A 12,870-nucleotide genomic window follows, 5' to 3' on the forward strand; every position below is an offset into this window, starting at 1 on the left:
CTCAGGAAACCCTCGCCCATTGGGCGGGGGTTTCCTGCGTTGAAGCACTGCCCGGCAAAACGCTGGGCGTAGATCTTCAGCTGCGAGTGGACACCGTAACCGTGAACTTGCGGTCGCGCGCTACCTGGCGGGTAGGTCCCACAAGCCGCTCCAGCGCGCTGCGGTACTGCAGATGGCTGTTCCACACGGTCCACAGTTCGCCGCCGGGCGCCAGCGAACGCCCCGATTCGGCGAACAGCTTCAGTGCGATTCCCGCATGGACGGTATGACCGGAGTGGAACGGCGGGTTCAGGACGATCAGATGGTCACCGGAATCGGGCCGCCCTGAGAGGGCGTCGTCGCGCACCACCGTTACCCGGTCGCCTACACCGTTCGCGTCGACCGTAGCGCGGGTGGCGGCCACCGCCGCCGCCGAGGTATCGGTCGCGATGACGGAGAGTCCCGGGTGGGTCAGGGCAAGGTAAGCGGCGATGGTGCCGTTGCCGCAGCCAAGGTCCACGGCGTGGCTGGATGGTCGTGTTCCTTGGAGGTGGGGGAGCAGGAAGCGGGTGCCGGGGTCGAGCTTCGCGCCCCCGAACGTTGCCCCGAAGGCGCGTAGCCGCAGCGGGCGGGGGAGTCCGACGTCGTACTCTGCTTCGGAAGGAAATGGGCATGGGCCCGTCGGGAGCGGGCACGACGCAGTAAGGATCCGGGACTTCTGCCGCGCCAGCCCGGCCTCGACGGTGCGGAAGTACTTGGCCAGGACCGTGGTCATGGCCGGAGTCATGTGTTTGACTCTCCCTCCCGCGAAGACGGTGACGTCGGGATGTGCGGCGGTTGCGATATGCCACGCGATCTCCTCCAACGCGTCAAGGGAGCGGGGGAGTTGCAGCAGCACCAGGCGGACGCCGTCGAAGAGGTCCTTGCCCAGGACCGTTGAGGTGTACAGACCGCTGAGCGGAAAGCTGCGTGCATTTGCCGCGAGCGCACGCTCGCCGGTGACTGAGTCCTGATGGACGCGCACGTGCTCAGCGCCGGCATGCAGCGTGCCGAGAGTCAGGGCGCCGTGTGTGTCACCGACGACGGCGACTTCACCCGCAGCACAGCCCCGCAGGGCTTCACCTGCTGTATCGAGGAGCAGCCTGTCCGTGGCATCGACCGCGTGCAGGTTCTCGGCTTCCACGTCAGGCCAGCGCCTGAGAGCGTTGAAAGGGAAGTCAGCCACGGTCCACCCATTCGCGGCTCACTGGCACTGCGGTCAATTCACCGGCTGTGATCGCTGCAAGGCGACTTAAGAAGGAGCCCATTGCGGCGGCGTCGTCATCAACCGCGACGGTGAGGCGAGCCAGCTCCCCTTCGTAGTGCACCGCCAGCACTGGAGTGCCGACGGCTCGCAGCTCATTCTCGACCCGCCCGGCGGTGGCGGAAGGCGCCGCGATCTCGAGCAGCTGCCGTCGCTCCCGGGTGATCATCGGCGCGGCATCGAGCGCCTGGGACACCGAGTCCGAGTACGCACGCACCAATCCGCCGGCGCCCAGCAGGATCCCGCCGAAGTAGCGCACGACGATCGCAGCAAGATCGCTCAGATCCGCTCGATCAGGGGAAGTGGCCCGTCTGATGATCGCGTCGAGCATCGGTTGGCCGGCGGTACCGGAGGGCTCGCCGTCGTCGTTGGCGCGCTGGATCTCGCGGCCGGGTCCAAGAACGACGGCGCTGCAATGGTGCCTCGCATCGTGGAACTCCCGGCGCACCCGGGTAAGGAGGTCACGGACCTCGTCCTCGGACTCCACCCGCTGCAGCACGGTGATGAAGCGGGACCGGCGGACCTCCAATTCGTGTCGATGAGAACCAGCGATAGTCGTGTATCGCGCCACCGTTCCCGCCGTCCCTGTCACTCCTCCAGTGTAGGCAACCCGGAGAGGGCAGGGAGCGACGTCCGCAGGTAGCCTTGCAGTCATGTTGAGGGTTGGATTGACGGGCGGGATTGCTGCGGGAAAGTCGCTGGCGGCGTCAACACTTCGTGAGCTGGGAGCGGTACTCATCGACGCCGACCAGCTTGCCCGCGCTGTAGTGGAGCCCGGCACCGAGGGTCTGCGGGAGGTCGTTGCAGCGTTTGGGCAAGGCGTGCTCCGGCAGGACGGCTCACTGGACCGGCCTGCGCTCGGGGCCGTCATCTTCGCGGACCCTGCCGGACGCGCAACGCTGAACGCAATCATCCATCCGCGGGTCCGTCAGGAGGCAGCGAAGGCAGAGGCCGACGCGCGCGCACGGTCAAGCGGCGCCGTTGTGGTGCATGACATCCCGCTCCTCGTGGAGACCGGGCAGGAAGACAGCTTTCACCTGGTGCTGGTGATTGACGCGCCCCAGGAGATGCGGCTTCGCCGCATGGTGGAGCAGCGCGGAATGACGGAGCAGGAGGCACGAAAGCGGATGGAGGCGCAGGCCGAACCGGACACGAGAAATGCGGCAGCCGACGTCGTACTGGACAACTCCGGGTCCCCGGCGGCGCTCATCAGCGCCATAGAGGAATTATGGGAACAGCGGATTGTGCCGTTCGCACGGAACCTGACTGAACAGGAACGGGCGCAACGCCGCGGGGGACCCGTACTCCTGCATGATGACGACTGGCCGCGCCAGGCCGCCCTGCTGGGCCGCCGCCTGAAGCGGCGCGATCCGCGAGTGCTCCGCGTCGACCACATCGGATCCACCGCCGTCCCGGGTTTGCCGGCGAAGGACGTCATCGACCTCCAGCTGACGGTCGCCTCCCTTGAGGACGCCGACGCCCTCTCCGGCCCTCTCGCAGAGGCAGGGTTCCCACGCCTACCGGGCGTCTGGCGGGATACGCCCACCGCAGACCTTCCGCACCCGGAGCTGTGGCAGAAACGGCTGCATTGCAACGCTGATCCGGGGCGGGCGGTGAACCTGCATGTCCGTGTCGAGGGTTCCCCGGGGTGGCAGTACGCCCTGGCCTTCCGGGACTGGCTGCGGGCCAATCCTGATATGGCGGCGGCATATGCAGCAGAGAAGGACCGGTGCGCCGGCATCCATCGGAACGACGCCTCCACCTCGGGTTACGCCGCCTGCAAGGAGGAGTGGTTCAACACCTTTGCGGCCCCGCGTGTGACCGCCTGGAAGTACGACGTCGGCTGGTCACCGAGCCCGCCCGTCGCGGGCTGAGCCGGGGTTCAGCCTCCAGCAAAGAACACCTATCACGGACTGTGGTTGTCCGCGGCGGGCGGTAACGTAGAACCATGAGTCTTGCGCAGGAAATCAACCGTGTTGTTGCGCCTTTTGAGGTGATCAGCGAGTACCAGCCTGCCGGTGACCAGCCGACCGCCATCAAGGAACTTGCGGAGCGAATCAACGCCGGTGAGAAGGACGTGGTGCTCCTTGGCGCCACCGGTACCGGCAAAAGCGCCACGACTGCATGGCTCATCGAGCAGGTACAGCGGCCAACGCTGGTCATGGTCCAGAACAAGACCCTCGCGGCCCAGCTTGCCAACGAATTCCGCGAGCTCCTGCCGAACAACGCGGTCGAGTACTTCGTCTCCTACTACGACTACTACCAACCCGAGGCATACGTCCCGCAGACCGACACCTTCATCGAAAAGGACTCCTCCATCAATGAGGAGGTTGAGCGGCTGCGCCACTCCGCTACGAACGCGCTGCTGACCCGGCGCGATGTCGTGGTGGTCGCCACTGTCTCGTGCATCTATGGTCTCGGTACACCCGAGGAGTACGTCTCCGCGATGGTCACCCTGCGGCAGGGGCAGGAGATGAACCGGGATGCCCTGCTGCGTCAGTTCGTGGCGATGCAGTATGTCCGCAATGACATGGATTTTCATCGCGGCACATTCCGAGTACGCGGGGACACCGTTGAGATCATTCCGATGTATGAAGAGCTTGCGCTGCGCATAGAGTTTTTCGGCGATGAGGTTGAGCGCATCTACACGCTTCACCCGCTCACGGGTGAAGTGGTGCGGGAGGAGACGGAGATGTACGTCTTCCCGGCCTCGCACTATGTGGCCGGACCGGAGCGGATGGCCCGGGCGATCACACGCATTGAAGACGAATTGCGGGAGCGTCTCGAGGAACTTGAGTCACAGAACAAGCTGGTCGAAGCACAGCGGCTGCGCATGCGCACCACTTATGACCTCGAGATGATGCAGCAGATGGGTTTCTGCAACGGCATCGAGAACTACTCCCGCCATATCGACGGACGAACCAAAGGCAGCGCGCCGCATTGCCTCATCGATTACTTCCCTGACGACTTCCTGCTTGTCGTGGATGAATCCCACGTGACCATTCCGCAGATTGGCGCTATGTACGAGGGCGACATGTCCCGCAAGCGCACCCTGGTTGACCACGGCTTCCGCCTCCCGTCCGCCATGGACAACAGGCCGCTGAAGTGGGATGAGTTCCTCGAGCGCATCGGCCAGACCGTCTACCTCTCGGCTACCCCCGGAAAGTACGAGCTGAGCAAGTCAGACGGTTATGTCCAGCAGATCATCCGACCCACCGGGCTGGTGGACCCGGAGATCGTCGTCAAGCCGAGCAAGGGCCAGATCGATGACCTTCTCGGGGAGATTCAGGTGCGGGTGGAGCGCGATGAGCGGGTCCTGGTTACCACCCTGACCAAGCGCATGGCCGAAGACCTTACCGGCTACCTTCTGGAACACGGGGTGAAGGTCGAGTACCTGCACTCGGACGTGGATACCCTTCGCCGGGTGGAGTTGCTGCGTGAGCTCCGGATGGGCACGTTCGACGTGCTGGTGGGCATCAACCTTCTGAGGGAGGGCCTGGATCTGCCGGAAGTGTCTCTGGTCAGCATCCTGGACGCGGACAAGGAGGGTTTCCTGCGCAGTTCCACCTCACTGATCCAGACCATCGGCCGCGCCGCCAGGAACGTTTCCGGTCAGGTGCACATGTACGCCGACCGGATCACGGATTCCATGGCGAATGCGATCGAGGAGACCACCCGGCGACGCGACATCCAGATCGCCTTCAACAAAAAGAACGGCGTGGATCCCCAACCCCTGCGGAAGCGCATTGCGGACATCACGGACTCCCTGGCAAAGGAGGACGCGGATACCCGGGCTCTGCTCGAGAAAACGGCCAAGTCGTCCAAGGGCAAAGGTAAGGGCAAGGTCCCAACCGTCCGGCACGATGGCCTCGCCGCGGTGCCGGCAGAAAACCTCACCGATCTGATCAGCCAGTTGACTGACCAGATGCACGCCGCAGCCGAGGAGCTGCAGTTCGAACTGGCGGCCCGGCTCCGCGACGAGGTCAGCGATCTGAAGAAGGAACTGAGGCAGATGCAGTCCGCCGGGCACGCCTGACCGATGGTCGACGAGGTTGCGGCAGGCGCCGGGTCCTTCACCGAGATCCGGGTCCATGGGATCGGAGACCACGAGTACTACACCAGTCTTGGGTTGCCGGTTGAGAAACGACTCAATGCCTGGGTTCAGGTCGCCGCACCTCCGCCGCTGCCGGAACACCGGCTGCGCATTGTGAACTGGTCGCGGTCACGGCGGCAGAAGACCGGCTTCCTCTGGTACCTGGCATTCCCGTTCACCCTTGCAAACGTGGCGGGGCGCATGGAACCCGTGGGAGCAGGAGCTCCGGCCGTCGCAACCCTGCGAGCGATGGTTGGCGTCATCGGCGTCGTGCTGACGCTGTCGCAGCTTGCCTGGCTGATCGTGCTGGGTGAAACGGTCCTGAGGTATCTGAGCCTTCCGTCTTCCGTTCTGCGCATCGTGCCGCTGATTGCAGCGGCACTACTGGTTGCATGGCTGGCCTTCCGCTACCGGACCGTTGTCCGGGTACAGTCCGGGCACAACCGCGGGAGTGCCGTGCCCGTCATGCACGCCGCCTTTGTCGTTGTGGGCGGTATCGCGCTCAGCCTTGCCCCGCCGGCGCAACTCATTCACGCAGGCTGGCCCTCAGCCGCGCTTCCCACCGGTCCGCCGCGCCTGGACGCCATGGCGCTCTGGATCGCCGCAAGTACGGTCGCGGGCTTCGCGGCGGCGTTCGTACTTTCCGCGCTGGGCAGGGGAAGCCCAGGTGCGCGCGAGAAGGTGCGGGGGCCGCTCGCTGCTGCTGGTGTCCTGCTGGCTGTTGCAGTACCCCTGATGCACTTCGTCACCGCGCTGGTCCGTATGGTTTTGGACAACCTGCTCGGCTACGTCACCGGGCTTTTCGGGTGGGTGCGGGTTCCGCAGCCGCTCTCCGGCATTCTCCTTCCCTATGACAATCCCGACGATCCCGGCGACAGCCGGCTTGACCTCTTCCCGTTCCTCGCGCTGATCGCCGCAGCAGCAGCGCTGGTCGCCATCGCTGTCGTGCTGGCTTCGGGCGCCGGACCGGGTCTGCCGCCTCTCGGGCATGGTAAGGCGGAACGCGGGCGCTGGTGGCACGCTGTGTGCGCCCAAGCGCCGCAGTTGGTGCCACGCATTCTGCCGCTCGCCCTCGTACTCGCGCTGGCGGCGATGACGGCGGCAATCGTCCTCGGCGAGGGCAGGCTCGGTGGTCCTTGGCTGGCATTGGCGATCCTGGTGCTCCAAGCTGCGGGGGCGGTGGTGGTGCTCGTGCTCCTTCTCGGGCAGCTTCGTCCCTTGCGGGAGGTGCTCGGGAAGATAGCCGACGTCGCCGGCTTCTGGCCCGTCCTGGACCATCCGCTGGCCGGCTCATCGTACCGGGACGCTGCTGTTGACGGTATCTCGAACCTGGTGGACCGGCATGCCCGGGGCCAGGTTGTCCTCGTCGCCCACAGCCAGGGGTCGGTACTCTGTGCCTGGCTTGTCGCTCACACCTCCGTTGATGGCGTGCGGCCGCACCTCGTGACGGCCGGGTCACCCGTCCACTCCGTGTATGCGCGGTTTTTTCCGGCCACCTTCACGCCGGAACTGCTGGCCGACGCCGTTGCCGGATCCCAAAGCTGGCGCAATTACTGGCGGGCAACAGATCCCATCGGGTTCCCCATCCCGGGGATCGCAAACAGCGAACTTCCAGATCCGCGGCCCGACGGCCTGGTCCGAGGTCACAGCGACTACTGGACCGAGCCCGACATCGTGCAACATGTCGCCGGGTTGGCGCAGCTCCGTACTTGACTTGCGTCTTGTTTCCCGATCCCGACCGGCCGCGGGTACCATGGGACGAACGTAGGGGAGTATCCTTTCGCGCTACGAACGTCAACACGCAGGCCGACGACGGTCTGCCGGGCGTAGCGGTCGCACAACGAATGCGACGGAGAGACTTGCGAATCCCGTTGTACCTTCGAAAGGGTCCCTAGTGCTTGAACTGCCCCTTGCCTTTGAAATAGGCACATTTGTCGTTCTGGGAATTATCCTCCTGTTCGACCTCCTGCTTGTCGTGAAGCGGCCCCACGAGCCTTCGATGAAGGAAGCCGGCTTATGGGTCTCCTTCTACGTGGGACTCGCCCTGATCTTTGCCGTACTCATGTTCGCTATAACAGGCCCCGAATTCGGCGGGCAGTTCGTCGCCGGCTGGGTGACGGAGTACAGCCTGAGCATCGATAACCTGTTCGTGTTCATCATCATCATGGCCAGGTTCTCCGTGCCGCGGAAGTACCAGCAGGAAGTGCTGATGGTGGGCATTATCATCGCCCTGATACTGCGCGGAATCTTCATCCTTTTGGGTGCGGCGCTGATCAGCAACTTCTCCTGGATCTTCTACATCTTCGGCGCATTCCTCCTGTGGACCGCTTACCACCAGGCGAAAGACTCCGGTGAAGAGGAAGAGGAGAAGGAAAACAAGCTCATTGCCAAGCTGCGCACTGTGCTGCCTATGACCGACAAGTACGACGGCGGCAAGGTCCGCACCGTGGTCAACGGCAAGAAGGTCTTCACACCGATGCTCATCGTCTTCGTCACGATCGGCCTCACCGACCTGCTGTTCGCTGTGGACTCCATTCCCGCGATCTTCGGCCTGACCGAAAGTGCGTTCATCGTGTTCACCGCGAACCTGTTCGCGCTGATGGGCCTGCGCCAGCTGTACTTCCTCCTTGGCGGTCTCATGACCCGACTGGTGTTCCTCAAGCACGCGCTCTCGATCATCCTCGCCTTCATCGGTGTGAAACTGATCCTGCACGCCATGCACGAGAACGAACTGCCGTTCATCAACGGCGGCCAGCATATTGAATGGGCCCCGGTAATCCCGACGTTCGCTTCGCTGGGCTTCATCGTCGCCACCATCGTGATAGCTGTCGTAGCGAGCCTGCTGAGCCCTGCCGGGAAGCGCGCCAAGCTCGATGCCGAACTCGCTGCGGACGCCGAAAAGGCCCGCACGGGCGGTCCGGAACACTGAACCACGCCTGAGAGCTGATACATAAGGCGCCGATCCTGCAGTGCAGGGTCGGCGCCTTCTACGTTGCCGAGGTTCCCTAGCCGCGGCGGGTCATGGCGAGCAGACGCGAGAAGATGGCGTCACCGTCGTCGTTGATTCCGTCATGATGAAAGTCCGAGGTTTCCCACACCTGGAGGCCACGGACCGCCGCTGCCGTCTCAAGGGACAGGTCCCGGTCCACGTAGATGTCATCGCTGTAAACGGCAGCTGCGACGGGCACATCGTTGCGCGCAAGCCGGACCGGATCGTACAGCGGCCCCCAGTCGTCTGCCGCTGCGATGAGTTCAGCTGTCTCCTTAAGCGGTATCAGTGCGGGGTCCTCATCGAAGTACCAGGGGTAGATCATTTCACCGGTGAGCAGCGGATCCGTTGCATCGGGCGCGAAGTCGGGGAACTCTTTCAACACCCGCCATGCCGCCCACCTCGAGGCTTCACCCTGGCAGTAGATGGACTCGTGAAGGAGCGCGTACAGCGGGTTCGATCGACGGCTCACGACGGACTGCACCTGATCCAGGAAACTGGACGAGAGACGTTCCCCGCCGGGGGCCGGGACGAAAGCGTCCTCCAGCAGGTAGTGAAGTGCGTCCACCCGCGCGTTTCCGCCGAGGAAGGACCCGACCATCTGGAATCGGTGCGCGGTAAGCCGTTCGCCGCTAGGCAGAAACTCCTCGACCGCGTCGAGGTGGCGCATCAGGCGTGTGGCCAGTGCCCGGTGCTCGGGATACCAGGAGAAGTACTCGGCGTTGCGCTTCGCTACGCGCTTGAAAGTTGATCGGTAGACACGCTCGGGCGGTCCGGCGAGTGGTGCCAGTCCGCCTGTGATCAAGGCGCGTTCCACCCCCTCCGGAGCGAAGGAAAGATAGGACAGGGTGCAGAATCCGCCGAAGCTTTGCCCGAATACTGTCCACGGTTCCGAACCCAGGGCGTTACGGATGGACTCGGCATCCGCAACGATCGAGTCAGCGCGGAAGTGGCGAAGGTAGCGCGCCTGCTCAGCCGGGGTGCCGCGCAGGGGGAGCGTCACGGTGTCGGCGGGCGTGGAGAGCCCGGTACCGCGCTGGTCAAGCATCAGGATCCGGAAATCACGGGCGGCTGCCTTCATCCAGCCGGAGAGCTGGGTGGTGCGGCTGCCGCGCACGCCGGGCCCGCCCTGAAGGAAGAGCAGCCACGGGAGCCGCGCCGCGTCGTCGTGATCCGTGGAGCTGTACTCTCGAGCGAAAACCTCGATGTGCTCACCCTCAGGAACGGTGTAGTCCAGTGGAACGGCGAAACGGTGCGGCGTCGTCTTCACGCCTCGCATCACCCGGGTGGACCCCGTTTCATGAGCCCGGGCGGTCATGCGCCGTTGCCCGCAAACTTCGTCAGCGGATCGCCGGTGAGCCTGAAGGTGGTCCACTCGTCCTGCGGAAGCGCCCCCAGACTGCGGTAAAAGGCGATCGAAGGTTCGTTCCAGTTCAGTACCGACCACTCCACGCGTGCATAACCGCGTTCGGACGCGATTCCGGCGAGTGTGCGCAGCAGCGCTTTCCCGTAACCCGATCCCCGCGCTTCAGGGCGTACGTACAAATCTTCAAGGTAGATGCCGTGCACGCCCTCCCAGGTGGAGTAGTTGAGGAACCACAGAGCGAAACCCTGGACGCCGTCGTCGTCCTCGGCCACATGCGCAAAGATGCCGGGATGTGGTCCGAACAGCGCTTCCTCAAGGCCCTGCACCGTATTGCGGACGGCGTCAGGTTCCTTCTCATAGACCGCAAGGTCGTGGATCAATTGCAGGATGATGGGCACGTCATCACGACGCGCTTCCCGGATAGGAGTCATGATCCCCAAGCCTACTGGCCGAGGGACCCGCGCCGAGCGCCAGCGAGGTGTGGGAGGCCGGTAGGCGCTACTGGCCGAGGGGCCCGCGCCGAGCGCCAGCGAGGTGTGGGTGGCCGCGGTTCAGGGTCCGCTAGACGCGGTTCAGGGACCGCCCACGGAAGTGACCGCCAGAACCGGGAATCCCGCCTCGTCTGACGCCGCGAGGTCGATGACCGCGTTAATGCCCCAGTCCTGGTCGCCGGCCGGGTCCTTGAAGATCTGCCGCACCTCCCAGCGTCCGGGAACCTGCTTGATGATGAGCAGGGCGGGCCCGCGGGCATCAGGACCGTCGTCGATGTCGTCGTGAGCGTCGAAGTAGCCGTCCATTGCTTCGGCCCATCGGTCTGCGTTCCAGCCCGACGCCTCATCCAGCCGGCCAAGTGCTTCCTCGTCCTCCGCGGCGAACAGCTTCACCCGCTGGAACATCTCGTTGCGCACCATGACCCGGAACGCCCGCTCGTTCGAGGTAACGGAATCGGGCTCCGGGGGAAGATCAACAGTCCCTGTGTCCTGGCCGGACACGCCCGCCGCCAACTGTTCCCACTCATCGAGCAGGCTCGAGTCCACCTGGCGGATCAGCTCCCCGAGCCACTCGATGATGTCGGTCAGGTCTTCGCGCAGGGCGTCACGGGGGACGGTCTGACGCAGGGCCTTGAAGCAGTCGGCAAGGTACCTGAGGAGAATCCCCTCGGAACGGGCCAGGGAGTAGAACGCGATGTACTCGCCGAAGTTCATGGCCCGCTCGTACATGTCGCGGACTACCGACTTGGGCGTGAGTTCGAAGTCCCCCAGCCAGGGAGCACCCGAGCGGTAGGTCTCGAAGGCCTGGAACAACAGCTCGGCGAGCGGTTGCGGATAGGAGATCTCCTCGAGCCTGGCCATCCGCTGGTCGTAGTCAACGCCGTCGGCCTTCATTGCGGCAACGGCCTCGCCGCGGGCCTTCTTTTCCTGCGCGCTGAGCACCTGGCGCGGCTTCTCGAGGGTGGCCTCGATGACCGAAATGACGTCGAGGGCGTAGGCCGGGCTCTCGGGGTCGAGGAGTTCGAGGCTGGCGAGCGCGAAGGGGGAGAGCGGTTGGTTGAGCGCGAAGTTCGCCTGCAGGTGGACCTTGAGCCGGATGGTCCTGCCCTCGTCGTCGGGCTCGGGGAGCCGCTCCACGATGCCCGCTGTCACCAGTTCGCGATAGATGCTGATTGCCCTGCGAAGGTGCATGAACTGGCGGGCGGGAGGTTCATGATTACCGCGCAGCAGATCCTGCACGGCCCTCAGCGGGTCCCCCGGACGCTCGAGCAGGTTCAGCAGCATCGAGTGACTCACCGCGAAACTGGAACCGAGCGGCTCCGGTGTGCCCTCGACGAGCCTGTCATAGGTGGGCTTACCCCAGGAAACAAACCCCTGGGGAGGCTTTTTACGCACGACCTGGCGGAGCTTCTTCTGGTCATCGCCGAATTTTGCTGTGGCCTTGGCCATTGCCTTCGTATTCTCGACGACGTGGTCGGGCGCCTGCACCACCACCGTTCCGGAGGTGTCGTAACCCGCCCGCCCCGCGCGGCCGGCGATCTGGTGGAACTCCCGCACGTTGAGCAGGCGGGTGCGAACGCCGTCGTACTTGCTGAGAGCCGTGAGCATGACGGTGCGGATGGGCACGTTGATGCCCACGCCAAGCGTATCCGTGCCGCAGATGACCTTGAGCAGCCCCGCCTGTGCAAGCTGCTCAACAAGCCGCCGGTACTTGGGCAGCATCCCGGCGTGATGTACACCGATACCGTGGCGCACCAGCCGGTTCAGGGTCTTGCCGAAGCCGGAGGAGAACCGGAAGTTCGCAATGAGGGCCGCGATCCTGTCCTTCTCCTCACGTGTGCACACATTGATGCTCATCAGGTTCTGCGCGCGTTCGATGGCGTCCGCCTGGCTGAAGTGCACCACGTAGACCGGTGCCTGGTGCGTGGAGAGCAATTCCTCGAGGGCTTCCTGCAGGGGCTCCTCGGAATAGTAGAAGTTCAGCGGAATGGGTCGATCACCCGAACTGACCAGAACAGTGGCCCGCGAGGTTCGCTCGGTCAGGTCCTTCTCGAAGCGCTCAACATCGCCGAGGGTTGCGGACATCAGGAGGAACTGTGCCTGCGGCAGCTCGAGCAGGGGGACCTGCCAGGCCCAACCGCGCTGCGGATCAGCATAGAAGTGGAACTCATCCATGACCACCGTGCCGACATCGGCGCGGCTTCCCTCGCGCAGTGCGATGTTCGCCAGGATCTCCGCTGTACAGCAGATGATGGGGGCATCCTGGTTGACGGCGGAGTCGCCCGTGACCATGCCGACGTTCTCGGCGCCGAAGATCGCGCACAGTGCGAAGAACTTCTCCGAGACCAGCGCCTTGATCGGGGCGGTGTAGTAGCTTCGCCGCCCCTCCGCGATCGCATGGAAGTGAGCTGCGACGGCCACCAGTGATTTGCCTGATCCGGTGGGGGTCGCGAGGATGACGTTGTTCCCGGAGACAAGCTCGAGGACGGCTTCATCCTGCGCCGGGTACAGAGTGATCCCGGTGCTGGCGGACCAGGAATGGAAGGCCGTGTAGACGGAGTCGGCGTCGGGAGCGTGTGCTTCGCCGGGCTGGGGGAGATGTTCCTGGATAGTCATTTAGTTCCAGCCTATCCGCTTGTGCCGGATGTG

9 protein-coding genes are annotated in these 12,870 nt (G+C 64.4%); 4 read left to right on the forward strand and 5 right to left on the reverse strand.

The genetic code is table 11. The features are described 5' to 3' along the window. Window positions 1–76: 76 nt before the first annotated feature. Both M1D74_RS08015 and M1D74_RS08020 read right to left on the reverse strand, forming a co-directional pair. The gene (locus tag M1D74_RS08015) at window positions 77–1,204 is read right to left on the reverse strand and encodes a class I SAM-dependent methyltransferase (RefSeq protein ID WP_458117074.1); all 1,128 of its coding nucleotides are present in this window, start codon (window positions 1,202–1,204) and stop codon (window positions 77–79) included. Further along, window positions 1,197–1,874, reverse strand: a complete 678-nt coding sequence (locus M1D74_RS08020) for an IMPACT family protein (RefSeq protein WP_458117075.1) — start codon at window positions 1,872–1,874, stop codon at window positions 1,197–1,199. The genes M1D74_RS08015 and M1D74_RS08020 overlap by 8 nt, the downstream gene beginning before the upstream one ends. Before the next feature lie 61 nt (window positions 1,875–1,935). Here M1D74_RS08020 and coaE point away from each other — a divergent pair, with 61 nt between their 5' ends. The 4 genes from coaE (at window position 1,936) to M1D74_RS08040 (ending at window position 8,304) form a co-directional block, all read left to right on the forward strand. Next, window positions 1,936–3,156, forward strand: coding sequence for a dephospho-CoA kinase (gene coaE, locus M1D74_RS08025; RefSeq protein ID WP_458117076.1), 1,221 nt, complete (start codon window positions 1,936–1,938; stop codon window positions 3,154–3,156). Between the two features lie 74 nt (window positions 3,157–3,230). After that, window positions 3,231–5,318 carry an excinuclease ABC subunit UvrB gene (gene uvrB / locus M1D74_RS08030; RefSeq protein ID WP_309071884.1) on the forward strand — a complete coding sequence of 696 codons (2,088 nt, stop codon included), beginning with the start codon at window positions 3,231–3,233 and terminating at the stop codon, window positions 5,316–5,318. A 3-nt stretch (window positions 5,319–5,321) separates the two neighbouring features. Beyond that, window positions 5,322–7,088, forward strand: coding sequence for a hypothetical protein (locus M1D74_RS08035; protein ID WP_458117077.1), 1,767 nt, complete (start codon window positions 5,322–5,324; stop codon window positions 7,086–7,088). A gap of 181 nt (window positions 7,089–7,269) precedes the next feature. Then, on the forward strand, window positions 7,270–8,304 hold the full coding sequence (locus M1D74_RS08040; protein WP_309072399.1) for a TerC family protein: 1,035 nt from the start codon (window positions 7,270–7,272) through the stop codon (window positions 8,302–8,304). A gap of 76 nt (window positions 8,305–8,380) precedes the next feature. On the opposite strand, the gene M1D74_RS08045 is transcribed toward M1D74_RS08040, so the two are convergent. From M1D74_RS08045 to M1D74_RS08055, 3 genes are all read right to left on the reverse strand, one after another. Then, window positions 8,381–9,682, reverse strand: coding sequence for an alpha/beta fold hydrolase (locus M1D74_RS08045; protein ID WP_458117078.1), 1,302 nt, complete (start codon window positions 9,680–9,682; stop codon window positions 8,381–8,383). Then, complete coding sequence (locus tag M1D74_RS08050; RefSeq protein ID WP_309072397.1) at window positions 9,679–10,161, reverse strand: GNAT family N-acetyltransferase; 483 nt, start codon at window positions 10,159–10,161, stop codon at window positions 9,679–9,681. Before M1D74_RS08050 ends, M1D74_RS08045 begins: the two co-directional genes overlap by 4 nt. Before the next feature lie 141 nt (window positions 10,162–10,302). Further along, window positions 10,303–12,837 carry a DEAD/DEAH box helicase gene (locus tag M1D74_RS08055; RefSeq protein WP_458117079.1) on the reverse strand — a complete coding sequence of 845 codons (2,535 nt, stop codon included), beginning with the start codon at window positions 12,835–12,837 and terminating at the stop codon, window positions 10,303–10,305. Window positions 12,838–12,870 lie beyond the last annotated feature (33 nt).

The sequence above is a fragment of the Arthrobacter sp. D2-10 genome (assembly GCF_054161285.1).